We start from the raw sequence: 24,610 nt of genomic DNA on the forward strand, positions 1-24,610 counted from the left end.
TGGAAGCTGTATTTTATCCGATCTGTTGAAACTCTTTCGCGCGCGCCGCGGCAAGCCAGCGTGAAAATCTGGATAAAACGCATTCTTTATAACGCTCTAACCACTCAGGCGGCAATTTTCTTGCGCCGCGGACTGCCGGGCCGCAGCGGCAGTTTTTCTTGCTTTGACAAGGGGCTGCTCCCTAGGCTGAACTCAGCAAGCAATAATCAGCCCGCTCCTCTTCCTCGCCGCACCGAAGGGGGGCACTTCGGGTCAACAGGGACATGCGGAGGGTCCGGGGACGATGGTACATCTCTTACGGTCGCACACTGGCGCGGGTGGCTCCGCCGCCGGGCGAATTGCGGCACCAACGCCGCAGAGGTCTGGAAACACAGGCCAATCACGGCTGCCCTATTCCCAAGTGACAGATCAGGCGCTATGCCAGCCGCTGTTGAATCATCTGATTGCCTGCACCATTGCCGCAGCTTTGCCGCGCAAGCCCTGGCTGGGGCCAGGCCCGCGGTGGCAAGCGGCAGCAAGCCCCCCGTCGCATCCGCGGCAAGGTGAAGAACACGGATTGAGAGAGGACCGGCCCGCGTGACTGTACCCCTGCTAAGCCTGCAAGGCCTGACCAAGGCCTACCCCGGCGTTGTGGCCAATGACAGCGTATCCTTTGACATCGGCGAGGGCGAGGTTCACGCCCTGCTCGGCGAAAACGGCGCCGGCAAGTCAACGCTGGTCAAGATGATCTACGGGCTGGTGAAACCCGACAGCGGCCAGATGCTGCTGCGCGGACAGCCCTTTACCCCGGCCGAACCCCGCGCCGCGCGCGCCGATGGCATCGCTATGGTGTTCCAGCATTTTTCGCTGTTCGATGCGCTGAACGTGGCGGAAAACATCGCCCTGGGCATGGAAAACCCGCCGGAAATGCGCGACCTCGCCGCCCGCATCCGCGAGGTGTCGGAAACCTACGGGCTGCCGCTGGACCCGTTCCGCACGGTGGGCGATCTGTCCGCAGGCGAACGCCAGCGCGTCGAGATCATCCGTTGCCTGTTGCAGGACCCCAAGCTCCTCATCATGGATGAACCGACCTCGGTGCTTACCCCGCAGGAGGTGGAGATCCTGTTCAAGACGCTGCAGAAGCTGCGCTCCGAGGGCACCTCGATCCTGTATATCTCGCACAAGCTGGAGGAGATCCGCACCCTGTGCGATCACGCCACCATCCTGCGGCTGGGCAAGAACGTCGGCGAATGCACGCCCCGCGACACCTCGGCCCGCGACATGGCGGAAATGATGGTCGGAACATCGCTGCAGACGCCGCAACGCGGCAGCCGTGATTTTGGCGAGGTGGCGATGGCGATCACCGGCTTGTCGGTGGCTGCACCTTCGGCCTTTGGCACCTCGCTCAAGAATGTGCATCTGTCGGTGCGCAAAGGCGAAATTCTGGGCATCGGCGGTGTGGCAGGCAATGGCCAGGATGAACTGCTGAGCGTCTTGTCGGGCGAAGTTCTGTCCGCAGCCGACGCGGTCAAGCTGCACGGGCAGCCCATCGGCCGCCACGGCCCCACCGCGCGCCGCGCGCTCGGGGTGCTGGCAGCACCTGAGGAACGCCTGGGCCACGCCGCCGCTCCGGACATGAGCCTGACGGAAAATGCCATGCTGACCGGATCGGTGCGTGAAGGGCTGGAAAAGAACGGCTTTCTCGACTGGGGCAAGACCCGCGCGTTTGCCGAACGGATCATCCAGGCCTTTGACGTGCGCACGCCGGGGCCCGGCAATGCGGCGCGGTCGCTCTCGGGCGGCAACCTGCAGAAGTTCGTGATCGGCCGAGAGGTGCTGCAGAACCCGGAGGTTCTGGTGGTGAACCAGCCGACCTGGGGGGTTGACGCCGCCGCTGCCGCCGCCATCCGCCAGTCGCTGCTGGATCTAGCCGCCAAGGGCGCGGCGGTGATCTGCATCAGTCAGGATCTGGATGAGCTGATGGAGATCTCCGACAGTTTTGCCGCGTTGAATGAAGGTCGCCTGAGTGCCCCGCGCGAGGCCGCGGGCCTGACGGTCGAGGAAATCGGCCTGATGATGGGCGGCGCGCATGGCATGGAGGTGGCGCATGTCTGACGCCACCTGCTGCTTTCACGTCTCCCACCGCGGCGGCGCAGTCCGCTGCCGCGCAAGGCACATGAGTATTTTTGGAAAGATGAAACAGGGAGCCGCGCAATGATCCGGCTTGAGAAACGGCCGCAGCCGTCGCGGGCCTGGTCGCTGGCGACGCCGCTGGTGGCGGTGCTGGCAACGATGGTGTTTGGCGGGCTGCTGTTTGCGGCCCTCGGCAAACCGCCGGTGGAGGCGATCCGCACCATTTTCTGGGAACCGCTGTTCGGCGAGTTTTCCTTCTACTACCGCCCGCAGCTGTTGGTCAAAGGCGCGCCGCTGGTGCTGATCGCCATTGGCCTGTCACTGGGGTTCAAGGCGGGCATCTGGAACATCGGCGCCGAGGGGCAATACATCATGGGCGCCATCTTTGGCGCTGGTGCCGGGCTGGCGTTCTATCCGCTGGAGGCGGTCTACATCTTCCCGATCATGGTGATTGCCGGCGCGTTTGGCGGCTGGGCCTGGGCGATGATCCCGGCTATCCTGAAAACCCGCTTTGGCACCAACGAAATCCTCGTGTCGCTGATGCTGGTCTATGTGGCAGAGCAGTTCCTCGCCTCGGTTTCGCTGGGATTGCTGAAAAACCCCGAGGGCTTCGGCTTTCCCGGCTCGCGCAACCTGCAGGCCTATGAGAGCGCCTACAACGCCGAGCTGATCGTCGGCACCGGCATGCACTGGGGCGTGGTGGCCGCGCTGATCGCCGTGATCTTTGCCTATGTGCTGCTGAACCGGCACATGACCGGCTATCACATCCGCCTCACCGGCGAGGCGCCGCGGGCGGCCAAGTTTGCCGGCGTCAACCCGGCGCGGCTGGTGCTGTTCTGTCTTGGCATGTCCGGGGCGCTGGCCGGGCTGGCCGGCATGTTCGAGGTCTCCGGCCCCTCGGGCCAGATCTCCATCGATTTCAACGTCGGCTACGGCTTTACCGCAATCATCGTGGCCTTCCTTGGCCGTCTGCACCCGGTCGGCATCCTGCTGGCCGGCGGGCTGATGGCGCTGACCTACATCGGCGGCGACATCGCGCAGTCGAACCTGCAACTGCCTGCCGCAGCGATCCAAGTGTTCCAGGGGATGCTGCTGTTCTTCCTGCTGGCCTTTGACCTGCTCACCAATTTCCGCATCGCAATCGGCAAGCCGGAGGTCGCGTAACATGGATCTGTCTGCAATCAACCCGGTCCTGCTCATCGCCTCGCTGATGGTGGCGGCGACACCGCTGCTGCTGGCCGCCATCGGCGAGCTGGTGGTGGAGAAATCCGGCGTTCTGAACCTCGGGGTCGAGGGCATGATGATCGTCGGCGCCATCGCGGGCTTTGCCACCGCGGTGGAGAGCGGCTCGCCGCTCCTTGGTTTCATCGCCGCGGCTTTTGCCGGTTCGGCCCTGTCGGTGCTGTTTGCCATCCTGACCCAATTCGCGCAGGCCAATCAGGTCGCCTCCGGCCTGTCGCTGACGCTGTTCGGGCTGGGGCTGTCGGCGCTGATGGGCCAGTCCTATGTGGGGGTGAAGCCGCCGCAGATGGGTGACATCCATATCCCCCTGCTTAGCGATCTGCCGGTCATTGGCCCGATCCTGTTCGGCCATGACATCATCCTCTATTTCGGCATCGCGCTGACCGCGGCGGTGTGGTGGGTGCTGAAATATTCCCGCCTGGGTCTGGTGCTGCGCGCAGTGGGCGAGAACCACGAGGCCGCCCATGCGCTGGGGTACAAGGTGATCCGCATCCGCATTCTGGCGATCATGTTCGGCGGTGCCTGCGCGGGCCTGGGCGGCGCCTATATCAGCCTCATTCGCGTGCCGCAGTGGACCGAGGGCATGACCGCCGGCATCGGCTGGATTGCCCTGGCGCTGGTGGTGTTTGCCAGCTGGAAGCCGTGGCGCGCCTTGCTGGGTGCCTATCTTTTCGGCGGCGTCACCGTGGTGCAGCTTAATCTACAGGCGGCAGGCGTTGCCATCCCGGTCGAGTATCTGGCAATGTCGCCCTATCTGATTACGATCATTGTGCTTGTTATCCTTTCGGCCGACAAGAGCAGCGCACCCGCGTCGCTCGGTCGCAACTTCCATGCCTCCCGCTGATATGGCGGGCGGCACACAATCCCGCCCAGGGTCCTCTCCTGGGCGACACAACCAAAACGGGGAGTCCCAAACATGAAACTGACCAATCTTCTGACCAGCGCCGCTGTGGCGCTTGGCCTGGCCGCCGGCGCGGCCTGGGCCCAAGACAAGACCAAGGTGGGCTTTGTCTACGTCGGCCCTGTCGGCGATGGCGGCTGGACCTATGAGCATGACCAGGGCCGCAAGGCGGTCGAAGCCGAGTTTGGCGACAAGGTGGAAACCGTCTATGTCGAAAACGTTGCCGAAGGCCCCGACGCCGAGCGCGTCATCACCCAGATGGCGCTGCAAGGGGCGGATCTGATCTTCACCACTTCCTTTGGCTACATGGACCCGACCATCAACGTCGCCAAGAAGTTCCCGGACGTGAAATTCGAGCACGCCACCGGCTACAAGCGCGCCGAGAACGTCTCGACCTATTCCGCACGTTTCTATGAGGGCCGCGCGGTGCAGGGCACCATCGCGGGCCACATGACCGAGAGCAACATCATCGGCTACATCGGCTCCTACCCGATCCCCGAAGTGATCCGCGGCATCAACTCGGCCTATATCCACGCCAAGAAGGTGAACCCGGACGTCGAGTTCAAGATCGTCTGGGCCTTCACCTGGTTCGATCCGGCCAAGGAAGCCGACGCCGCCAAGGTGCTGATCGAACAGGGCGCCGACGTGATCCTGCAACACACCGATTCCACCGCGCCGCAAGCTGCTGCGCAGGCCGCAGGCAACGTGATCACCTTCGGCCAGGCCTCCGACATGGCGGAATACGGGCCCAAGCCGCGGGTCTCCTCGATCATCGACAACTGGGCGCCCTACTACATCGCCCGCACCAAGGCCGTGATGGACGGCACCTGGGAGTCGGTCGACACCTGGGACGGCATCGGCGCCGGCATGGTCGGTATCGGTGAAATCTCTGACGCGGTTCCTGCCGACGTGAAGAACGCCGCGCTGGAGCTCAAAGCCGCCCTGGCCGATGGCTCCTACCACGCCTTCACCGGCCCGCTGAAAAAGCAGGACGGCTCCGACTGGCTGGCTGAGGGGGAAGTCGCCGATGACGGCACCCTCGCGGGGATGAACTTCTTTGTCGAAGGCCTGGAAGGCGACATCCCGCAATAAGCCGTTCTGCGGCCCGAAACATCAAAAGGCCCGCCAATTGGCGGGCCTTTCTTGTTGCGGCCCCTGCGACGGGCCGCGGCACGGCCACGCGCCGTGCCTCAGGGGTAAGTCCTCAGGCGCAATGCACCGGAGCGGCCAGCCTGCGTACCTGCCCGCCGTCGCGCTGCGTCACCGCCGGGCCGGTTACCGTGCACCCCGAGATCTGCGCGGCATAGGCGGTGAGCTGCCGCAGCGCGGCACTGTCAGGCGCGCGCAACTCCGCCCTGGGCATGTTGATGGCGAACAGCACCGCAAAGCTGCTGCTGTCGATGGTGACGATGCGAAAACGGGTGTTCGCGCCTCCAAGACCGGTCTTGGCTGCATAGGGCCCCCTGCGCTCGTCTGTCTTGTAGGCGAGTGCGGCCTGGGCCGCTGCGGTGCCATTCAGCCGCTCGCCGCGGGCCTGGAAGCCTGCGGAATGTGCCACCAGCCAGGGCGCGCCGGTGCGGGTCTGATGCACGCCGGGGCGCATTGCGGCGCCGCCGTTCAGCGCCGCCTCGGCATTGGCCCGGTAGCGGGCGTCGGCAGCCCCGGTCGGGACACCGGCTGCATCACCGGATGCGGCGCCGGCGTCAACGCCGTAGCCTGCCCGCGTCGCGGTCCAGTAGTCCGGCTTTTGCGGCGCTCCGCAAGCTGCCAGCGCGGCAACCGCCGCGATCATCAGAAACTGTTTCATCGACACGCTCCATACCTGCCTGCGGGTTGCGGAGCGTGCTATCAGAAAAAGGGGGCGGCAATATGGCACTTGCCGCCGCGCGGGACCGGTCCGGCCGGGCCTCAGTGACCGCCGGAGAATACCAGCGTCTGCACCGGCATGAGTAGCATCTGGGCCCGCAGCAACAGCGCATGCACCAAGCCCACCGTGTCCACGGCATGCAGGAACAGCCACCTTCCGGTGCTCAGCTCCGGGTCATCCAGCAGGTCATGGTTGCTGGTATAGGCGTTGGCGATGCATGTGCTGCCCGGCGGAATGTCCTCCGCCTGGCCCTCGTACAGCGGCTCCATGAACACTGTCAGGGTGCCGGGTCGCTGGTTGTCCTGCGGGTCGCGCAGGCTGTCGCCCGGACGCACCTGGCCCGACGGGATCACGTCCTGCACAGCAACGACCACCATCGGGATGACGGTGAACGGCTTGGTCATGCAACCCATTTCGGCAAACATGCCGGGCTTGATGACATTGGCCGTCAACTGCCCGAAACCGGCGACGAACCGGTCGCGCTCGACAAACTCTGTCGGCACCAGAATACCGGCGGGCCGCAGGATCGGGTTGACGTAATCGCCCGGTTGCAGCCCGAACTGTTCCACCCGCCCGGCCACGCCGGCCCGCACGTCGGTCTTGTCCAGCTCCACCTGCGCCTGTTCCAGCGCGGCCTCGGCGCTGGCGCGCTGTGCCGGGATCAACACCTCGATCTTTTCGGTCACCGAGGCCTTGCCGGCCTCTGCGGCTTCCAGCTGGGCCTCCCGACTGGAAACCACGTTCTGCAACCTTTCGATTTCTGTCATCCGCACCGCGGTGGAGCCGCGGTCAAGGAGTTCGCGATTGCGCGACAGATCTTCCTGCGTCTGGGTCAGCGAAGCGGTTGCCTGCTGAATGCCTGCCTCCGCCGCGCGCAGCTCCACCCGTGCCAGGGCCAGCGAGGCATCAATTTCCGCAATGCGCCTCTGCGCGGTCGCCACCGCCGCCTTTTGGGTGGCATCGTCCAGCCGGAACAGCAGCTGCCCTGCCGCAACCTGCTCGTTGTTTTCCACCATCACGTCGACCACCCGTCCGCCGGTCTGCGGCAGGATGGTCACGGTGCGAAAGTAGGATGCAACGCTACTGGTCGCCGGGTGATAATAAAAGATCGCTGTAATCAGGGAAATGGTCAGCACGGCGCATCCGGTGATCCCCCAGCGCAGCTCATACCAAACAGAGAAAAAAGTGATCTCCTTGCCGAGGCGCTTGCCCTGGACAAAGCGGCGCACCAGAAAATCCGGCAGGATCGTCACCAAAGAACAAATGAGCAGTTCCAGCATCGCTCAGCCCTCAGTCCGGCGCTGGTGTTGCTTCAGCTCTTCCAGCGAGGCGGCTATCGACCACAGCGGTGTCAGGAAGTCCGGAACCCGAAAGGCCGCCAGCAGCAAAGCCGCCACCCAGAACAGATTGTTGTGTGTGAACAGCGCCAGCAAGGCCAGAATGCCGATGACCTGGAATTGCGCATGGTTATCGGTATGCGCCATTCTCTCGGGCAGCGCATGCAGCGTCAGATACAACGCGCCGATGCCGACCACCAGTAGCAATGTCAACACCACCATAAAGGTGAAGAACGGATCGCTGCCATCCGGGCCCGGCAAGAATGGGGGCACATGCCCCGTCGCCATCGGGTGTACGTCTGCTGTGGTCATCGGGCGCACCTCTTAAACTGAAAACTCTTTTACTAACCAATCTACAGTTGCACTCCCCATCAATCTGACAAAGCCTTTTATCGCGCGGCGCGGGAAACCCCTTTGCCTTGGGCAGACCGCGTGGCAGTGTCGCCGCATGACCAGAACCAAGCCTTTGACCGCCCCCGATGGATCCCCCGCCAGCCCGTTTGCCTTTGGTTGCATGCAGTTTGGCGGCCGCGCCGACGCGGCGCAGTCGGCAGCGATGTATGCCGCCTGCCGCGCCGCCGGGATCAACCATTTTGACACCGCCTGGCTCTATACCGACGGCCGCTCGGAACAGATCCTGGGCGAGCTGATCCGCGCAGAGCGCGACGCGCTGCTGATCGCCACCAAGGCGGGTTACACCGGTGGTGCAGGCGCCGCCAACATCCGCCTCCAGCTGGACGACAGCTGCCGTCGGCTGGGGCTGGAGATGGTCGATATTCTCTACCTGCACCGCTTTGATCCCGACACTGACCTGCGCGACACGCTGGCGTGTCTTGCCACACTGAAGGACGCCGGGCGGATCCGCTATGTCGGCCTGTCGAACTTTGCCGCTTGGCAGGTGATGAAGGCGCAGTTGCTGGGGCTGGAAACCGGTCTGACGGTGGATATCCTGCAACCGATGTATTCGCTGGTGAAGCGCCAGGCGGAGGTGGAGATCCTGCCGATGTGCGCCGATCAGGGCATTGCCGTCGCCCCCTATTCGCCGCTCGGCGGCGGGCTGCTGACCGGCAAGTATGCCAGCGGCGCAGGAGCCGGGCGGCTGCAAGAGGACAGCCGCTATGCTGCGCGCTATGGGCAGGGCTACATGCATGAAGCCGCCCGCGGATTGGCCACGCTGGCGGCGGAACAGGGCTGCGAAGCGGCGACATTGGCAGTGGCCTGGGCGGCGGCACATCCCAGCCGCCCGATGCCGATCATCTCGGCCCGCAACCTGGACCAGCTGCGCCCTTCGCTGGCGGCGCTGAAGTTTGACATGGGGGCCGATCTGTACCGCACCATCAGCGCGCTCAGCCCGCGCCCGGCACCCGCCACCGACCGGCTGGAAGAACAGGAGTAGCGACGTGCAGGATTTCATCATCATTGGCGGTGGCATGGCCGGCATCAGCGCGGCCGCCCGGCTGTCGGGCCTGGGCAGCGTGACCGTGCTGGAGCAGGAAGAAGCGCTGGGGTGCCACGCCTCAGGCCGCTCGGCGGCGATGTTCGAGGAAAACTATGGTCCGGCCCCAGTTGTTGCCCTCAGCCGGGCCAGTGCCGCACATCACCGCGCTGCCGGCTGCCTGTCGCCACGCGGCTTTCTGCTGCTGGGGGCCGCCGGGGAAGAGGCGGCGTTCGACCACGACCTAGAAGATCTGGGACTGGAAGAGATCAGCGCCACCGAGGCCCGCGACATGGTGCCGATCCTGCATCCCAAGCGCGTTGCCCGGGCGGGATGGCATGCCGATGCGCAGGATCTGGATGCGGACCGGCTGCTTCAGGGGTTTGCCCGCACGGCCCGCGCCAGTGGCGCGGTGATCCGCACCCATGCGCCGGTCACCGCCATCAGCCGCACCGCACAGGGCTGGCAGGTGACGGCGGGCCCCGAGATGTTTGCAGCCAGGCAACTCGTCAACGCGGCAGGCGCCTGGGCCGATCAGGTTGCGCGGTTAGCGTCAATTACGCCGATCGGCCTGCAACCCAAACGCCGCTCCATGGCCCGGCTGCCTGCGCCCGGCGGCCATGAGGTTGGCACCTGGCCGATGTTCATGGGCCCGAACGAGAGCTGGTACGCCAAGCCCGACGCGGGCAAGCTGCTGGTCTCTCCCGCTGAGGCCGACCCGGCAGAGCCACATGACGCCTATGCCGACGATATGGTGCTGGCCGAGGGCCTGGCCCGATACGAGGAACATGTGACCACCCCGGTGACGCGGGTGGAGCACAACTGGGCGGGCCTGCGCAGTTTTGTGCGCGACGGCGCGCTGGTGCTGGGGCCGGAGCCGGATCAGCCCGATTTCATCTGGTGCGCCGCGCAGGGCGGCTACGGCATCCAGACCGCCCCGGCCGCTGCGCAGCTGGTGGCGGATCTGGTGGCGGGCCGCACGCCAGAGCTGGACGCGGCGACGGTTGCGGCGCTGACACCGGGACGGCTGCGCTGATGGTGGTGCGTTCGGTCCCCGATGCCGCCTCGGTGGCGATGCCGCAGGACGGCAAGCTGTTTGCCCCGGCTTCGGCCCGCAATTGTGACGCGATCGGCAGCCTGCTGGCCGCGGTTGCGCCGCCCAAGGGCCGGGCACTGGAGCTGGCCAGCGGCACCGGCCAGCATGTGGTCGCCCATGCGGCCCGCCTGCCCGGCCTGATCTGGCAGCCGAGCGAAGTGGATGCCGCGCGCCGCGACAGTATCCGCGCCTATCTGCAGGAGGCCGAGCTGGACAACATCCTGCCGCCGATCGCACTGGACGTCACCGTGCCGGGCTGGGGCGCGCAGCAGGCCGGGCAGGATCTGATCGTGCTGGTGAACCTTTTGCATCTGATCAGCGAGGGCGAGGCGAAATGCCTGATCGCCGAGGCTGCCGCCGCGCTGGCGCCCGGGGGATGCTTTGTGGTCTATGGCCCATTCACCCGTGCCGGCGCGCTGACCAGCGAAGGCGATCAAAGCTTTGACGCCGCCCTGCGGGCCCATGACCCGGAGACCGGTTACAAGGATGATTTTGATGTGATCGACTGGCTGCATGGCGCCGGGCTGGAGCTGGCGCAGGCGGTGGAGATGCCTGCCAACAACCTGGCGCTGGTTGCGGATAAACCGCCTGCGTGACGGTCCGTTCCTATCGTCGACAGACAAAAAAAGAGGGGCCAGTGGCCCCTCTTTGCAGTGGTGGGTTAGTCCCACCAGCCTTCGTCAACAGACGGCATTTCTTCCAACTGCTCTTCGGTAAAGCGGGTGACGATCACGTAACGCTTGTCATCCACCGGGGTCAGGCGCATATCGCCCACCGGGATCATCACGTGCTTGTCGCCCACGTCCAGGAACCCGCCGATCTCGGCCACGACACCCACCATCTGACCGCTGCGGTCCAAGATGATGTCTTCGATTTCACCGATGTCGTTCCAGTCCGGACCAACGCCCTCCGACTCCCAGTTGCCCCAGGTATCTTCGTCCATCGGGCCGTTCAGCGTGTAGATGTCACCGCCGGTGATGTCGCGGGTGCGGATCAGGTTTTCGGAGTCCATATGCGTTTCCGCAAGTGCCGGTGCGGCAGCCATACCAAAGGCAAGGGCGATCGTCGCGAAGCGTTTCATAATGCGTTCTCCTGTTTTGTTATCTTCATCAAGAGAACGGGCCACGGTCCGGAAAGTTCCGCAAAAAGCTGGGAAATCTTGCAGTCGCATCGCGCAGCGCGGCGCAGGCCAATGAAAAAGCCCCGGCAACCGCGCCGGGGCTTTCTCTCTGTTCAAAGTCGGGATCAACCGTTCTGGCGGATGGTCTCGTTCTTTGGGTCATAGGGGCTGTCGCAGGTCACGACCGCATCCCACAGCTGGTCCTGCATCTTGACCTTCAGCCGGGTGCCTTCCACCGCCAGATCAGGTTTCACATACCCCATGCCGATGGATTTCCCGAAGGCCACCGAGTAACCGCCCGAGGTCAGACGGCCCGCACGGGTGCCATCTTCGGTGTAGAGCACCTCCCGTCCCCAGGGATCGGCATCGTCCGGCCCGTCGATCAGCAGGGTGCAGCACTTCACGCGGACGCCGGTCTGGATCAACTGCTCCTTGCCGTGGAAGTCCTTCTCCAGATCGACAAAGCGCGGCAGGTCGGCTTCCAGCGGGGTCGCGTCGCGGCCCAGCTCATTGCCGAAGGCGCGGTAGCTCTTCTCCTGGCGCAGCCAGTTCTGGGCCCGGGCGCCGACCAGCTTCAGCCCATGCTTCTCGCCAGCCTTCTCCAACAGGTCGAACAGGTAGTTCTGCATCTCGATCGGGTGATGCAGTTCCCAGCCCAGTTCCCCGGTGTAGGCCACGCGGATCGCATTGACCGGGCACATGCCCAGTTCGATCTGGCGCGCCGACAGCCAGGGGAAGCGCTTGTTCGACAGCGCGGTTTCGGGATCGGCATCCACGATCACCTCTTTCAGCACATCGCGGGATTTCGGACCTGCGATGGCAAAGACGCCCCATTGGGTGGTGACATCCTGGATCTCGATGTAACCGAACTCCTCCATCTTGTCCTCGGCCGCCTTGCGCAGGAAGTCGGCGTCATATTCCGACCAGGCACCGGCAGAGACAAGATAGTAGCTGTTCTCGCCGTTGCGCACGATGGTGTATTCGGTGCGCGTGGTGCCCGCCGAGGTCAGCGCATAGGTCAGGTTGATGCGGCCCACCTTGGGCAGTTTGTTGCAGGTGAACCAGTCCAGGAACTGGGTCGCGCCGGGGCCTTTGACCACATGTTTGGTGAAGGCGGTGGCGTCGATCAGGCCAACGCCTTCGCGGATCGCCTTGGCCTCTTCCACGGCGTATTGCCACCATTTGCCACGGCGGAAGGAGCGGGCGTCATGGTCAAAATTCTCCGGCGCATCGACGGGGCCGAAGTAGTTCGGGCGTTCCCAGCCGTTGACCCAGCCGAACTGTGCGCCGCGGGCCTTCTGGCGGTCATAGGCGGGGGCGGTGCGCAGCGGACGGCAGGCTTCGCGCTCTTCGTCGGGGTGGTGCAGGATGTAGACGTGCTCGTAGCACTCCTCGTTCTTGCGGGCCGCGAACTCGGTGGTCATCCAGTTGGAGGAGTAACGCTTGGGGTCGAGCGACGCCATGTCGATCTCGGCCTCGCCGTCCACCATCATCTGCGCCAGGTAGTAGCCGGTGCCGCCTGCGGCGGTGATGCCGAAGGAGAAGCCTTCCGCCAGCCACATGTTGCGCAGGCCGGGTGCCGGGCCGACCAGCGGATTGCCGTCGGGGGTGTAGCAGATCGGACCGTTGAAATCGTCCTTCAGGCCGCTTTCGGCGCAGGAGGGCACGCGCTCTGCCATTGCCATGTACTGGTCAGCGATCCGGTCCAGGTCCAGCGGGAACAGGTCGGCGCGGAAGCTGTCCGGCACCCCATGCTCAAAGCGCGCGGGCGCGCCGTGCTCGTAGATGCCGAGGATCCAGCCGCCGCGCTCTTCGCGGGCGTAGGATTCGTTGTCGGCGTCGCGGATCACCGGGTGCTCGGGATTGCCCGCTTCGCGCCATTTGACCAGTTCGGGGTCCTGATCCATGACGATGAAGGTATGCTCGACCGGGATCGCCGGCATCTTGATGCCCAGCATCTTGGCGGTGCGCTGCGCGTGGTTGCCGGAGGCGGTCACGACGTGCTCGGCGGTGATCACCACTTTCTCGTCGGACTCGACCAGGTTGCCACCCTTCTCGATCATCTTGGTGCAGGTGACTTCCCAATGGGTGCCGTTCCAGTGGAACGCGTCGGCCTGCATCTTGCGCACGATCTCGACGCCGCGCTGACGGGCGCCCTTGGCCATCGCCTGGGTCACGTCGGCGGGGTTAATATAGCCGTCCTCGGTGTGGTAGATCGCGCCCTTCAGATCAGAGGTTTCGATCAGCGGCCAGCGTTCCTTGATCTGGTCAGGGGTCAGCCACTCGTAGGCCACGTCGCAGGTCTCGGCGGTGGAGGCATAGAGCATGTATTCGTCCATGCGCTCCTGCGTCTGGGCCATGCGCAGGTTGCCGACCACGGCAAAGCCTGCGTTCAGGCCGGTCTCTTCCTCCAGCGTCTTGTAGAAATCAACGGAGTACTTGTGGATGTGGGTGGTCGCATAGGACATGTTGAACAGCGGCAGAAGGCCGGCTGCATGCCAGGTCGAACCGGAGGTCAGCTCGTCCCGTTCGATCAGCATGACATCGTCCCAGCCAGCCTTGGCCAGGTGATAGGCAATCGAGGTGCCGACGGCGCCGCCGCCCACAACAAGTGCTTTGACTTGGGTTTTCATTCTCCGGCTCTCCAGCGTTATGAGATTCTTGCAAATGGTTATGCCCAAGCGCGCCCGGCGGCGCGAAATCCAGCCGACGCAAAAACAGCCAAAACCGACCTTGCGCGCCAGACGGGGCAGGTTTCTGCCGGAAAACCGCGCCAACGGGCTGTTTCACACGGATTTTCATCCCTACCACGCATAATAAAGGGGGCGTCTGCCCCCGTTTCCGCCCCTGCTGCACCGGTCGGTTGCGATCAGCAGTCGGCAACAGTGCCGCGACGCACGCAAATGGGTGTTGGCACTTCTTCCTGCGGGGCGGGCTGGGCCTCGGCCAGTTGCTCGCTGCGGCCCAGCAGGCTTTTGCCGTAGCTTGCGACATCCTCCCAGGCAGAGCTGTCACCGTCGCCGCGGGCTGCCTTGGCGGCACGGGCGCGGGCAAAGCGGTCCTGTACGATGGTGCCGTAATCCGTGGCGCTCAGATCTCCCCAGCCCAGTCCGGAATCGCGGGTCTGAATGTAGTAATCCGCACCAACCACGACCTGCGTGCTGCACAAGAGAATGCTTGCGGCCTTTTTCAATCCCATGAGAGCTCCCCGGATCCATCGTTGCGCCACGCCCAGCCCACATCAGGATGCAGCGCAAAATTGCGGCGCTTTGCGGGCAATTCCTCGCTGGATCGGCACAATTGCCGCTATCCGGTCAAGGCCCCTGCCCTGCCGGTTGCTGTGCTGTGCCATGTCAGCCTGTATCTGTCTTGCGGATCGTCAGCGTAAAGATGGCGGCGCCGCCACAGGGGCGGAGGCGGGACGGGCGTATCCGCCCGCACGCTAAACGTTGTCTCTGCGTGCCCCGGTCAGAGGGCCCTGTTCCTGTGTGCCGGGGGTGTCAGGCCCGGCAGTGATCGCGATCCATGACACCCTGCCACACCCGCCTTTACATGCGGTGTCAGCGGCGTACGGCGGTGGCGCAACACGCAGGCGGGGCGCAGTCAGCCACCGGCGCGCAGTGCGTATTTTGGGAAAGATGACGGCACGTTCGTCCTTTCATCTTTCTCCAAATGCTCAAATTCAAACATCGGCCCGCAGCGCCAAGGCCTGCGACCCTATCGGTCAGATTTCCAGAATTTTGCCGGGGTTCAGGATGTTTTCCGGGTCGAGAGCCGCCTTGATGGCCGCCATGTAGCGGGTCGTCTCGCCCAGTTCCTTGTGCAGATAGGGGCGTTTGCCCTGGCCGATGCCATGTTCGCCGGTGCAGGTGCCCTGCATCGAGATTGCCATCTCGTTCAGCCAGCCGATATATTCATCCGCCTTTCGCCGTTCCTCGGCGTTGTCCATGTCGATCAGCAGCAGCGCGTGAAAATTGCCGTCGCCCACATGGCCCACCATCGGTGCCAGCAGGCCCAGGTCTTCGGCTTTCTGCCGCGCCTCAGCGACGCATTCCGCGAGCCGCGAGATCGGCACGCAGACGTCGGTGGAAATACCCTTGGCGCCGGGGCGCAGTTGCAGGCTGGCCCAATACATGTCGTGCCGCGCCTGCCACAGCTTGTTGCGTTCCTCTGCGGTGGAGGTGGCGGCGATGTCGAAACCGCCGAACTCCTCAGCGATGGAGGCAAACATATCGCTCTGTTCCACCACCCCCGCATCGGAGCCGTGGAATTCCAACAGCAGCAGCGGCGTTTCCGGCAGCTCCAGCCCGGAATAGGCATTGGCGGCACGCACGCTGAGGTCGTCCAGCAGCTCGATCCGGGCCACGGGGATGCCGTATTGGATGGTCATCATCACGGCGCGGCAGGCATCATCCACCGTGCGAAAGGCACAGCGGGCGGAGCGGATCGCCTCCGGGATGCCCTGCAATTTCAACGTCAGTTCGGTGATCAGCCCCAAGGTGCCCTCGGAGCCGACCAGCAAGCGGGTCATGTCATAGCCGGCCGAGGATTTCTTGGCCCGCTGCGCGGTGCGGATGACGCCGCCGTCGGCCATCACCGCCTCCAAGCTGAGGACGTTGTCTTTCATGGTGCCGTAGCGCACCGCGTTGGTCCCGGAGGCGCGGGTGGCGGCCATGCCGCCAAGCGAGGCGTTGGCGCCGGGATCAATCGGAAAGAACAGCCCCTGGTCGCGCAGGTGGGTGTTCAGCTGTTCGCGGGTCACGCCAGGCTGCACCACCACGTCCAGATCCTCGGCGTGGACCTCCAGGATCTTGTCCATACGCATCATGTCAACGCAGATGCCGCCCGCGGGCGCATTCACATGGCCCTCCAGCGAGGTACCGGTGCCGAAAGGGATCACCGGCACACCGTATTCGGCGCAGATCGTGACGATCTCGGCCACTTCTTCGGTCGTGGTGGGAAAGGCCACCGCGTCAGGCGCCTGGTTGGTGATCCAGGTGGTGGTGTGGCCGTGCTGCTCGCGAATCGCCTGGCCGGTTTGCAGCCGATCGCCCAGACGGTCCTGAAGGGCGCCGATTGCGGCGCGGATCCCGGCCTCGTTGCGGGGCAGTGATGTAGCTTGGACCATGGGAGGGGGCTCCTTGGATGTTGGTGGGCATGCTTATCAATTTGCAGGCACTATAGGTGGCCGCGCGCGGGGCGCAAGGCTTGTCCCAGGTCGCGCGGCTGCCGCCCGGCCCAACGGCCGGGCAACCGGATCAGCCGCCCAGGGCGATGCCTTCGCGGCGGGGATCGGCGGCGCCTTTCAGCCCCTCGCCGATTTCGATCGCGTGCAGGCCGGAGGTGAGATCGCGGGCGTTCACCTTGAACCCCATGCCCTCCAGCGCTTCGGCCTGGGTTTCGGCACTTGTGCCCGCCTCCAGATCATAGGTGCCGAAGCGGTTGACCAGATGCGGCAGCGCCAGCGCCGCCTGAATGTCCATGCCCCAGTCCGCCCAGGCGATGATGGATTTTGCCACATAGCCGATGATCCGGCTGCCACCAGGCGAGCCGATGGCAAGCACTGGTTGCCGATCACGCAGCAGAATCGTTGGCGCCATCGAGGAGCGCGGCCGCTTGCCCGGCTCCAGCCGGTTTGCAATTGGCACGCCGTCGCGGTGGCTGCGGAAGGAAAAATCCGTCAGCTCGTTGTTGAGGAGAAACCCATTTGTCATCAAGCGCGAGCCAAAGGCGTTCTCGATCGTCGTGGTCATCGACAACACGTTGCCATAGCTGTCCACGATCGAGAGATGCGACGTCGAGGGCAGCTCGATCGACTCGTCATCCGCCAGCAGCAGCGCGTGGTCGAATTCGGGCGTTCCCGGCGCGACCTCCGGCAGTGCATCGTCGCCTTGCAGCAGCTCGGCGCGGGAGGCGAGGTAATCCGCGGCCACCAGCCCCTGCACGGGCACCGGCACATAATCGCTGTCGGCCATGTAGCGGCCGCGGTCGGCAAAGGCGAGGCGCGAGGCATCGCCAATCAGCCGCCAAGCCTCGGCGCTGTCGGCGCCCATGGCGGCCAGGTCATAGCTGTCGAGCATGCCCAGGATTTGCCCCACGGTCAGCGCGCCAGAGGACGGCGGCCCCATGCCGCAGGCCTCAAATTCGCGGTACTTCGCGCAGACGGCGGGACGCTCGCGCACGTGGTACAGCGCCAGATCCACGGTCGATAGCACGCCGGGATTGCCAGCCGCCGTCTGGACGGTGCGGCTGATGTCAGCAGCAATCGGACCGGTGTAGAAGGCCGCCGCGCCGCCTGTGGCCAGGGCGCGCAGGGTGGCGGCGTAGTCGGGGTTCAGCAAGGTGTCGCCTGCCTGCAATGGCGCGCCGCCGGGCAGGAAATAAGCCGCCGTGGGGGCGAAACGGCCCAGCCGGTCAGCGTCGCCCTCGACCAGACCGGCCAGACGCGGCGAAACGGCAAAGCCGTTCTCGGCCAGTTGGATGGCCGGTTCGAACAGCGAAGGCCAGTTGGCGCGGCCCCAGCGCCGGTGCGCGGCCTCCAGCAGCGCCGGCGTGCCGGGCGTGCCGACGGAGCGACCGCCAACAACCGCATCATAGAATTTCAAGGGCGCGCCGTTTTCGTCCTGAAACAGCGTCGGCGTGGCCGCCAGCGGCGCGGTTTCGCGGGCGTCCAGCGTGGTCAGCTCGCCACTGGCGGCGTCATACCAGACCAGAAAGGCACCGCCCCCCAGCCCAGAGGACTGCGGCTCCACCAGCCCCAGCACCGTCTGCACCGCCACCATCGCATCCGCCGCAGTGCCGCCTGCGCGCAGGATGCGCGCGCCCGCCTCGACCGCATGGGGATTGGCGGCGGCCACCATCCAGTTGTCGCCTTGCACGGCGCGGCCTTCGGCCTTGGCGGCCAGGGCCTCTGCCACCTCGGTCGAGATTGCTTCAAACGCGCCGGAGGTCGCGGCCTCGGGCGCGACCGCATCGGCGGCTTCCTGCGCGAAGCCGGGCGCGGCGACAAGACCGGCGCAGGCCAGAACGAAATGCTTCATCTAAAATCCTCCCTTGAAACCGTGCTGCCGCCGGGCGCCTTTTCTAGAGCATCGACGGCACCACCTGATCCGGCGGCCGGTGGCCGTCCTCGAATGTCTTGATGTTCAGCAGCACCTTCTCGCCCATCTCGATCCGTCCCTCCAGGGTGGCGGAGCCCATATGCGGCAAGAGCACCACATTGGGCAGCTCGCGCAGGCGCGGGTTGATGTCGGTGCCGTGTTCATACACATCCAGCCCGGCACCCGCGATCTCACCGGCGCGCAGCATCCGGGTCAGCGCATGTTCGTCGATCACCTCGCCGCGCGACGTGTTGACGATCACGCCGGAGGGTTTCATCAGCTTGAGCCTGCGCGCATTCAGCAGGTGAAAGGTGGACGGCGTCGACGGGCAGTTGACCGAGATGACATCCATCCGCGCCACCATCTGGTCAAGGCTCTCCCAATAGGTGGCCTCCAGCTTTTCCTCGATTTCGGGGCGCAGGCGACGACGATTGTGGTAATGCACCTGCATGCCGAAGGCAGCGGCGCGTTTGGCCACGGCCTGACCGATCCGGCCCATGCCAAGGATGCCGAGCCGCCGCCCGGCGATGCGCCCGCCCAGCAATGCGGTCGGCGCCCAGCCCTGCCAGTCGCCCTTCTGCATCACCGCCAGCCCCTCGGGCAGGCGGCGTACCACGGCCATGATCAGCGCCATGGTCATATCGGCGGTGTCATCGGTCAGCACGCCGGGGGTGTTAGACACCAGGATGCCGCGCTGGCGGGCGGTGGCGACGTCGATATGGTCCACCCCGGCGCCATAATTGGCAATCAGCCGCAGCCGATCACCGGCCTGGCCCAGAAGGCCCGCGTCAATGGTGTCGGTCACGGTCGGCACCAGCACGTCGGCATCTTTCAGCGCCGCTGCCAGCGCGCTGCGGCTCATAGGGGTGTCATCCTCGCGCAGGCGCACATCAAACAGTTCGCTCAGCCGGGTTTCCACTGGTTCCGGCAACCGTCGCGTAACGACAACACTCAGTCGATCTCTTGGCACTTGCGCTCTCCCTTGGGCATTTCAATTCCTGCGCCTGCATGGCATCGTGGCGCAGGACGCAGGCGGGCACAAGAACCCAAGCGCCTCCGGCTGTCGCGGGATGGGAAAAATCCTCCGCAGATCGCCGGGCAGAGCGAGACCGGGCATCAACGGCAGTACAAATGACAAAGGCAGACAGAAGCGTGACACTTGCGGCACATGTAGCCCGTCGGCTGGCAGCGGCGGCCCTGGCGGTGACACTGGCGGTGACCACCTGTGCCGCCGAGACCCGCGGCCCGGTCACCAACCTGCCGCTGCCGCGCTTCGTGTCGATGAAGGCGGCCAAGGGCAACGTGCGCCGCGGGCCTTCGCTCAGCCACAAGATTGACTGGGTGTTCAAACGCCGCGGCATGCCATTGAAGATCACCGCCGAATACGGCCACTGGCGAAGGGTGCAGGACCGCGACGGTTTCGGTGGCTGGGTGCATTACGCGCTGCTGTCGGGGGTGCGCACGGTGCTGGTCGAGGAAGACATGCTGACCGTCCACACCCGCCCCGACAGTCAGGCTCCGGTCAATGCCGCCTTTGAGCTGGGCGTGGTGGCCCGGCTGGGCGAGTGCCAGCCTGACTGGTGCAAAATCTCCGCCGGCGGCTACAGCGGCTGGGCGCCCAAGAAAAAGCTCTGGGGCGTCGCCCCGGATGAGCTGCGCGAGTAATCCGGCCCGACAGGCTTATTCATCGTTCTCTAAATACTCCGGGGTGACTTGAGCCATCGGCCCAAGAGGGGCCGCGCCCCTCCCCCCCCCTGGCCTGTCGACCTGCAACCGCCGCGGCAATCCGCCCGCCGCCCGGATGCGCCAGACCATTGCACCCGCAGCAATGGTGTTTTACATGGGGGAACATCCATCGCTGTCACGGTCGGACCGATCCCCGTCATCGCCCCCGTCTCGACAGCACCGGCCCTACCCTCTTCGGCGCGGGATTCCGCGCTGACGTCATCATCAAACCTCCGAATTTCTCTGAAAGGTTGTGGAACATGGCAGAAAACTCAAAGCCCGACGTATTGTATACCATTGTAGACGAAGCGCCCGAACTGGCCTCGGCATCTTTCCTGCCGATCATCCGCAAGTTCGCCGCCGCCGCCGGTGTGACCGTCGGCACCAAGGATATTTCGCTGGCCGGCCGCATCATCGCGACCTTCCCGGAAAACCTGACCGAGGCGCAGCGCCAGAGCGACGACCTGGCCGAGCTGGGCCAGCTGGTGAAAACCCCGGACGCCAATGTCATCAAGCTGCCCAACATTTCCGCCTCGGTGCCGCAGCTGACCGCAGCCATCAAGGAACTGCAGGGTCAGGGCTATGACATCCCGAACTATCCCGAGGAGCCGAAGACCGACGCCGAAAAGGACGTCCGCGCGCGCTATGACGCCATCAAGGGCTCGGCGGTGAACCCGGTTCTGCGCGAAGGCAACTCCGACCGCCGCTCTGCCAAGGCGGTGAAGAACTTTGCCCAGAACAACCCGCATTCGATGGGCGACTGGTCGTCCGACAGCAAGACCAAGGTCTCGTCGATGCCGGGCAACGATTTCTACGCAAACGAGAAATCCGCCACCATCACCGCCGATCAGGCAGGTGATGCCAAGATCGAATTCGTCGCCAAGGACGGCTCGGTCACCGTGCTGAAAGAGACCTGGCCGCTGGACACGGGCACCGTGGCCGATGCCACTTTCATGTCCGCGCGCGCGCTGGATGCCTTTCTGGGTGAGGCGATCGCGGACACCAAGTCCGACGGTACCATGTTCTCGCTGCACCTGAAGGCCACCATGATGAAGGTCTCCGACCCGATCATCTTTGGCCATGCGGTCAAGGCCTGGCTGGCGCCGGTGTTCGAGAAATACGGCGCCGAGCTGGATGCGCTGGGGGTGAACCCGAACTCCGGACTGGGCGACCTTTTGGAGCGCGTCAAGGACAACGCCGACATCATGGCTGCCATCGACGCGGTGCGCGCCGAGCGTCCCGACATGTATATGGTCGACAGCGACAAGGGCATCACCAACCTGCATGTTCCGTCTGATGTGATCATCGATGCCTCGATGCCCGCGGTGATCCGCGCCGGCGGCAAGGGCTGGGACCAGGACGGCAACAAGGGCGACACCAACTGCGTGATCCCCGACCGCTGCTATGCCTCTGTCTATGATGAGACCATCAACTTCTTCAAAGCCAACGGCGCGCTGGACGTGACCACCGCAGGTGCGGTCGCCAACGTCGGTCTGATGGCACAGAAGGCCGAGGAATACGGCTCGCATCCGACCACGTTCGAAGCCCCCGCAGCGGGCACCATCCGCATCGTGCTGGCCAACGGCGACACGCTGCATTCACACGACGTCGAGACAGGTGACATCTGGCGCGCCTGCACGGTGAAGAAAGCCCCGATCGAGAACTGGATCGAGCTGGCGATGGACCGTCAGCGCCTGACCGGCTCCGAGGCGATTTTCTGGCTGGACGAAAACCGCGCCCATGACGCCGAGCTGATCAAATACGTGAAGCCCGCGCTGGAGAAGGCTGGCGTTGCCGACAAGTTCAAGATCCTGGCACCGCGCGAAGCCACCCGCCAAAGCCTGGAGACCATCACCGCAGGCAAGGACAGCATCGCCATCACCGGCAACGTGCTGCGCGACTACCTGACCGACCTGTTCCCGATCCTGGAGCTGGGCACCAGCGCCAAGATGCTGTCGATCGTCAAGCTGATGAACGGTGGTGGCCTGTTCGAGACCGGCGCCGGTGGTTCGGCTCCGAAACACGTGCAGCAGCTGGTCGAGGAAAACCACCTGCGCTGGGATTCGATGGGTGAATTCTGCGCCCTGGGGGAATCGCTGAAGTTCCTCGCCGACAGCAAGGGCAACAACAAGGCCGGCGTGCTGGGCACCGCGGCCGAGGACGCAACGCAAGGCATCCTCGACAACAACCGGTCGCCCTCGCGCAAGGTGGGCCAGCCGGACAACCGCGACAGCCACTACTGGTTCGCCCGCTACTGGGCAGAGGCACTGGCAACGCAAGAAGAGGACGCCGAACTGGCCGAGCATTTCGCCCCGATCGCCAAGGAGCTGGCCGACAAGGAAGCCCAGATCCTCGCCGAGCTGGCAGCGGCGCAGGGCGGCGCGGCCGACATCGGCGGCTATTATCACCCCAGCGCAGAGCTGAAGGCCAAGGTGATGCGCCCTTCGGCCACGCTGAACGCGATCATCGACTGATCCGGGCGGCACCCGCCGCTGCAAAAACAAAGAAAACGCCCGGAGCCTGGCTTCGGGCGTTTTTTTGTTGTTGTTTCCCGGCGTCGCCGCCGGGAGGGGGCAGGATCAGAAATCCTGCCACATGTCGCGGGCCGCGTTGCCTTCTGCCGCCGGGACGGCAGCCGGGGCCGGCGCCAGCTCCACATCCCAGTCGTCATCGCCATGGGCGGTGGGCGCAGCCGGAGCCGCGGTCATGGCCGCACGCGGGGCGGCCGGGGCGGCCGTTCTGGCGCTGTTGCCGCCGGGGATCTTGAAGTGGGCAACCATCTCCGACAGTTTGGTGGCGTCGGTCTTCAGCATGTGGCCCGCTGCGGTGGCTTCTTCCACCATGGCGGCGTTTTGCTGGGTTACCTGGTCCAGCTGTGTCACACCGGTGTTGATCTCATGCAGGCCGGTGGACTGTTCCGCCGCCCCTTCGGCAATGCCGGACACCAGCTGCGAGATGTGGCTGACCTGCGAGACGATGCTTTGCAGCGCCTCACCCGCCTTGCCGACCAGATCCACACCGCGCTCCACCTGCTGGGAGCTGTTGCCGATCAGGGTCTTGATTTCCATTGCCGCATCCGAGGAGCGCTGCGCCAGGGCGCGCACTTCGGAGGCAACAACCGCAAAGCCGCGGCCGGCTTCGCCCGCCCGGGCCGCCTCGACGCCCGCGTTCAGGGCCAGAAGGTTGGTCTGGAACGCGATGTCATCAATCACCGAGATGATCTGGCTGATGTGGGTCGAGGACTGCTCGATCTCGGTCATGGCGGCCACGGCGCTTTGCACCACCTCACCGCTGGTACGCGCCTCTTCCTTGGCCTCGTCCATGGTGGCCTCGACGCTGCGCGCGCCTTCGGCGGCGGATTTCACGCTGGCCGTCAGCTCATCCAGCGCGGCGGCGGTCTGTTCCAAGGTTGCCGCCTGGCTCTCCGTGCGGTGCGACAGGTCATCAGAGGCCTGGCTGATTTCCTCGGCGCCGCTGCGGATGCTGGCGGCCGCAGCCACCACCTGTTCGACGGTGCCGCTGAGGGTCTGCGCGGTGGTGTTGAAGTCCTTGCGCAGCTGTTCGTATTCTTCTGGGAAGGCCTCGGTAATCTGTGCGGTCAGGTCGCCCTGCGACAGCACCGACAGCTTGCCCCGCAGAGTGTCCACCACACGGCTACGCACCTGGTCCAGCTCTTTTTGCTCTTCCTCCAGCTCGCGCTGGCGGATCAGGGCGGTGCGGAACACGTCCAGGGTGCGGGCGATCTCGCCCAGTTCGCTGCGCGACTCGGTCGAGGGGATCTCGCTTTCGGTGTCGCCTTCGGCCATCGCCTGCATGCGGTCCTTCAGCGCGCCCAGCGGGCCGGTGACACCGCGGGTGACGAAAAACGCGCCCAGCGACAACAGCAGCAGGCTGACCACCATCACCACGATGGCCTGGTTGCGCATGGCCGCTATGTCGGCCTCGATGTCGGCGACATAGGCGCCGGTGCCGATGATCCAACCCCAGGGTTTGAACGCCTGCACATAGCCGATCTTGGCTTCCATCACATCAGAGTTGGGTTTCTTGAAGTAGTAGGTCAGATCACCGGCCCCTTGGCTGGCGGCGATCTTCTCCAGTTCGACAAAGACGTTCATGCCCTTGACGTCCTTGTAGCCGGCCTGGTTGGTGCCGACCCAGTCGGGCACAACCGGGTGCGCCTGCACGGTGATGTCGTGGTCGAACACGAAGACATAGCCCGACTCGCCGAACCGCAGCGCGGTCAGACGCTCGCGGCCGATCTCGCGGGCGTTCTCGGGGGTGAAGCGGCCATCCGCCACGCCTTGTTCGAGGTCGTGCAGCAGGCTGATCGCTGCATCGGTGACATTGTGCAGCTCGCTTTTGCGCATGTCATAGGCGTTTTGTGTGACCTGAGTCAGAATCAGAACTGTCAGGGCCGCGGTCATGGCAAGAGCGAGCAGCGCGAGCGCGTAGATCCGCACAGGCAGGCGGTACAGGAAAGCTGGCATTGTTACAGGGTCCTTTTATTGGGCCATTTGCCAAAGCTTTAGTCACAGCTTCCTAAAAAAGTCCTAGCCTTGGCATCCCATTTAAAATTGCCCTGATTTTGCGCTGCCTTATCGGGGGCTTGCGGCACCGAACATAATGACTGCAACGGGTGGTGGGCGGCTGGCGCGATGGGTCTGGCGCCAGGGCC

Annotated in this window: 19 protein-coding genes; 9 read left to right on the plus strand and 10 right to left on the minus strand. The window is 64.8% G+C overall.

Going from position 1 to position 24,610, the window contains the following annotated elements:
- Positions 1 to 576 precede the first annotated feature (576 nt).
- From AC0IPL_RS18645 to AC0IPL_RS18660, 4 genes are all read left to right on the plus strand, one after another.
- Positions 577 to 2,094, plus strand: a complete 1,518-nt coding sequence (locus tag AC0IPL_RS18645) for an ABC transporter ATP-binding protein (protein ID WP_474276479.1) — start codon at positions 577 to 579, stop codon at positions 2,092 to 2,094.
- 99 nt (positions 2,095 to 2,193) lie between these two features.
- Positions 2,194 to 3,276 carry an ABC transporter permease gene (locus AC0IPL_RS18650; RefSeq protein WP_474276481.1) on the plus strand — a complete coding sequence of 361 codons (1,083 nt, stop codon included), beginning with the start codon at positions 2,194 to 2,196 and terminating at the stop codon, positions 3,274 to 3,276.
- Between the two features lies 1 nt (position 3,277).
- On the plus strand, positions 3,278 to 4,198 hold the full coding sequence (locus AC0IPL_RS18655) for an ABC transporter permease (protein WP_474276483.1): 921 nt from the start codon (positions 3,278 to 3,280) through the stop codon (positions 4,196 to 4,198).
- A gap of 72 nt (positions 4,199 to 4,270) precedes the next feature.
- Positions 4,271 to 5,347, plus strand: coding sequence for a BMP family ABC transporter substrate-binding protein (locus AC0IPL_RS18660; RefSeq protein ID WP_474276485.1), 1,077 nt, complete (start codon positions 4,271 to 4,273; stop codon positions 5,345 to 5,347).
- A 112-nt stretch (positions 5,348 to 5,459) separates the two neighbouring features.
- Here AC0IPL_RS18660 and AC0IPL_RS18665 read toward each other — a convergent pair whose 3' ends face one another.
- The 3 genes from AC0IPL_RS18665 to AC0IPL_RS18675 all read right to left on the minus strand — a co-directional run bounded on the left by AC0IPL_RS18665 (position 5,460) and on the right by AC0IPL_RS18675 (position 7,771).
- A complete protein-coding gene (locus tag AC0IPL_RS18665; RefSeq protein WP_474276487.1) occupies positions 5,460 to 6,062 on the minus strand; it encodes a hypothetical protein in 603 nt (200 codons plus the stop codon).
- Positions 6,063 to 6,163: 101 nt separating this feature from the next.
- A complete protein-coding gene (locus AC0IPL_RS18670) occupies positions 6,164 to 7,402 on the minus strand; it encodes an HlyD family secretion protein (protein WP_474276490.1) in 1,239 nt (412 codons plus the stop codon).
- Between the two features lie 3 nt (positions 7,403 to 7,405).
- A complete protein-coding gene (locus AC0IPL_RS18675) occupies positions 7,406 to 7,771 on the minus strand; it encodes a hypothetical protein (protein WP_474276492.1) in 366 nt (121 codons plus the stop codon).
- Between the two features lie 136 nt (positions 7,772 to 7,907).
- Here AC0IPL_RS18675 and AC0IPL_RS18680 point away from each other — a divergent pair, with 136 nt between their 5' ends.
- From AC0IPL_RS18680 to AC0IPL_RS18690, 3 genes are read left to right on the plus strand one after another with little or no spacing between them, the layout of a single operon-like run.
- Entirely contained in the window at positions 7,908 to 8,855 is a 948-nt protein-coding gene (locus AC0IPL_RS18680; protein ID WP_474276494.1) for an aldo/keto reductase, read from the plus strand.
- 4 nt (positions 8,856 to 8,859) lie between these two features.
- Positions 8,860 to 9,930, plus strand: a complete 1,071-nt coding sequence (locus tag AC0IPL_RS18685) for an NAD(P)/FAD-dependent oxidoreductase (protein WP_474276497.1) — start codon at positions 8,860 to 8,862, stop codon at positions 9,928 to 9,930.
- A complete protein-coding gene (locus tag AC0IPL_RS18690) occupies positions 9,930 to 10,586 on the plus strand; it encodes a DUF938 domain-containing protein (RefSeq protein WP_474276499.1) in 657 nt (218 codons plus the stop codon). Before AC0IPL_RS18685 ends, AC0IPL_RS18690 begins: the two co-directional genes overlap by 1 nt.
- 65 nt (positions 10,587 to 10,651) lie before the next feature.
- On the opposite strand, the gene AC0IPL_RS18695 is transcribed toward AC0IPL_RS18690, so the two are convergent.
- The 6 genes from AC0IPL_RS18695 to AC0IPL_RS18720 form a co-directional block, all read right to left on the minus strand.
- Entirely contained in the window at positions 10,652 to 11,071 is a 420-nt protein-coding gene (locus AC0IPL_RS18695; RefSeq protein WP_474276501.1) for a PRC-barrel domain-containing protein, read from the minus strand.
- 164 nt (positions 11,072 to 11,235) lie between these two features.
- Complete coding sequence (locus AC0IPL_RS18700) at positions 11,236 to 13,743, minus strand: GcvT family protein (protein ID WP_474276503.1); 2,508 nt, start codon at positions 13,741 to 13,743, stop codon at positions 11,236 to 11,238.
- Positions 13,744 to 13,979: 236 nt separating this feature from the next.
- Positions 13,980 to 14,309, minus strand: coding sequence for a hypothetical protein (locus tag AC0IPL_RS18705; RefSeq protein WP_474276505.1), 330 nt, complete (start codon positions 14,307 to 14,309; stop codon positions 13,980 to 13,982).
- A gap of 525 nt (positions 14,310 to 14,834) precedes the next feature.
- Positions 14,835 to 16,238 carry an FAD-binding oxidoreductase gene (locus AC0IPL_RS18710; protein WP_474276507.1) on the minus strand — a complete coding sequence of 468 codons (1,404 nt, stop codon included), beginning with the start codon at positions 16,236 to 16,238 and terminating at the stop codon, positions 14,835 to 14,837.
- Positions 16,239 to 16,368: 130 nt separating this feature from the next.
- The gene (gene ggt, locus AC0IPL_RS18715) at positions 16,369 to 18,150 is read right to left on the minus strand and encodes a gamma-glutamyltransferase (RefSeq protein ID WP_474276509.1); all 1,782 of its coding nucleotides are present in this window, start codon (positions 18,148 to 18,150) and stop codon (positions 16,369 to 16,371) included.
- A 43-nt stretch (positions 18,151 to 18,193) separates the two neighbouring features.
- Positions 18,194 to 19,180 carry a 2-hydroxyacid dehydrogenase gene (locus AC0IPL_RS18720; RefSeq protein WP_474276511.1) on the minus strand — a complete coding sequence of 329 codons (987 nt, stop codon included), beginning with the start codon at positions 19,178 to 19,180 and terminating at the stop codon, positions 18,194 to 18,196.
- Between the two features lie 161 nt (positions 19,181 to 19,341).
- On the opposite strand from AC0IPL_RS18720, the gene AC0IPL_RS18725 reads away from it, so the two are divergent.
- Positions 19,342 to 19,875, plus strand: a complete 534-nt coding sequence (locus AC0IPL_RS18725; protein ID WP_474276513.1) for an SH3 domain-containing protein — start codon at positions 19,342 to 19,344, stop codon at positions 19,873 to 19,875.
- Between the two features lie 320 nt (positions 19,876 to 20,195).
- Entirely contained in the window at positions 20,196 to 22,409 is a 2,214-nt protein-coding gene (locus AC0IPL_RS18730; RefSeq protein WP_474276515.1) for an NADP-dependent isocitrate dehydrogenase, read from the plus strand.
- A gap of 105 nt (positions 22,410 to 22,514) precedes the next feature.
- Here AC0IPL_RS18730 and AC0IPL_RS18735 read toward each other — a convergent pair whose 3' ends face one another.
- Positions 22,515 to 24,422 (minus strand): methyl-accepting chemotaxis protein, encoded by a 1,908-nt coding sequence (locus AC0IPL_RS18735; protein ID WP_474276517.1) that lies wholly within the window; start codon positions 24,420 to 24,422, stop codon positions 22,515 to 22,517.
- Positions 24,423 to 24,610: the final 188 nt, after the last annotated feature.

This window comes from Leisingera sp. SA32, assembly GCF_056033425.1.

Coding starts and splice junctions, on each gene's coding strand:
- AC0IPL_RS18650 (WP_474276481.1), top strand. CDS start 2,194: ATGATCCGGCTTGAGAAACGGCCGCAGCCGTCGCGGGCCTGGTCGCTG.
- AC0IPL_RS18655 (WP_474276483.1), top strand. CDS start 3,278: ATGGATCTGTCTGCAATCAACCCGGTCCTGCTCATCGCCTCGCTGATG.
- AC0IPL_RS18660 (WP_474276485.1), top strand. CDS start 4,271: ATGAAACTGACCAATCTTCTGACCAGCGCCGCTGTGGCGCTTGGCCTG.
- AC0IPL_RS18665 (WP_474276487.1), bottom strand. CDS start 6,062: ATGAAACAGTTTCTGATGATCGCGGCGGTTGCCGCGCTGGCAGCTTGC.
- AC0IPL_RS18670 (WP_474276490.1), bottom strand. CDS start 7,402: ATGCTGGAACTGCTCATTTGTTCTTTGGTGACGATCCTGCCGGATTTT.
- AC0IPL_RS18675 (WP_474276492.1), bottom strand. CDS start 7,771: ATGACCACAGCAGACGTACACCCGATGGCGACGGGGCATGTGCCCCCA.
- AC0IPL_RS18680 (WP_474276494.1), top strand. CDS start 7,908: ATGACCAGAACCAAGCCTTTGACCGCCCCCGATGGATCCCCCGCCAGC.
- AC0IPL_RS18690 (WP_474276499.1), top strand. CDS start 9,930: ATGGTGGTGCGTTCGGTCCCCGATGCCGCCTCGGTGGCGATGCCGCAG.
- AC0IPL_RS18695 (WP_474276501.1), bottom strand. CDS start 11,071: ATGAAACGCTTCGCGACGATCGCCCTTGCCTTTGGTATGGCTGCCGCA.
- AC0IPL_RS18700 (WP_474276503.1), bottom strand. CDS start 13,743: ATGAAAACCCAAGTCAAAGCACTTGTTGTGGGCGGCGGCGCCGTCGGC.
- AC0IPL_RS18705 (WP_474276505.1), bottom strand. CDS start 14,309: ATGGGATTGAAAAAGGCCGCAAGCATTCTCTTGTGCAGCACGCAGGTC.
- AC0IPL_RS18710 (WP_474276507.1), bottom strand. CDS start 16,238: ATGGTCCAAGCTACATCACTGCCCCGCAACGAGGCCGGGATCCGCGCC.
- ggt (WP_474276509.1), bottom strand. CDS start 18,150: ATGAAGCATTTCGTTCTGGCCTGCGCCGGTCTTGTCGCCGCGCCCGGC.
- AC0IPL_RS18725 (WP_474276513.1), top strand. CDS start 19,342: ATGACAAAGGCAGACAGAAGCGTGACACTTGCGGCACATGTAGCCCGT.
- AC0IPL_RS18730 (WP_474276515.1), top strand. CDS start 20,196: ATGGCAGAAAACTCAAAGCCCGACGTATTGTATACCATTGTAGACGAA.
- AC0IPL_RS18735 (WP_474276517.1), bottom strand. CDS start 24,422: ATGCCAGCTTTCCTGTACCGCCTGCCTGTGCGGATCTACGCGCTCGCG.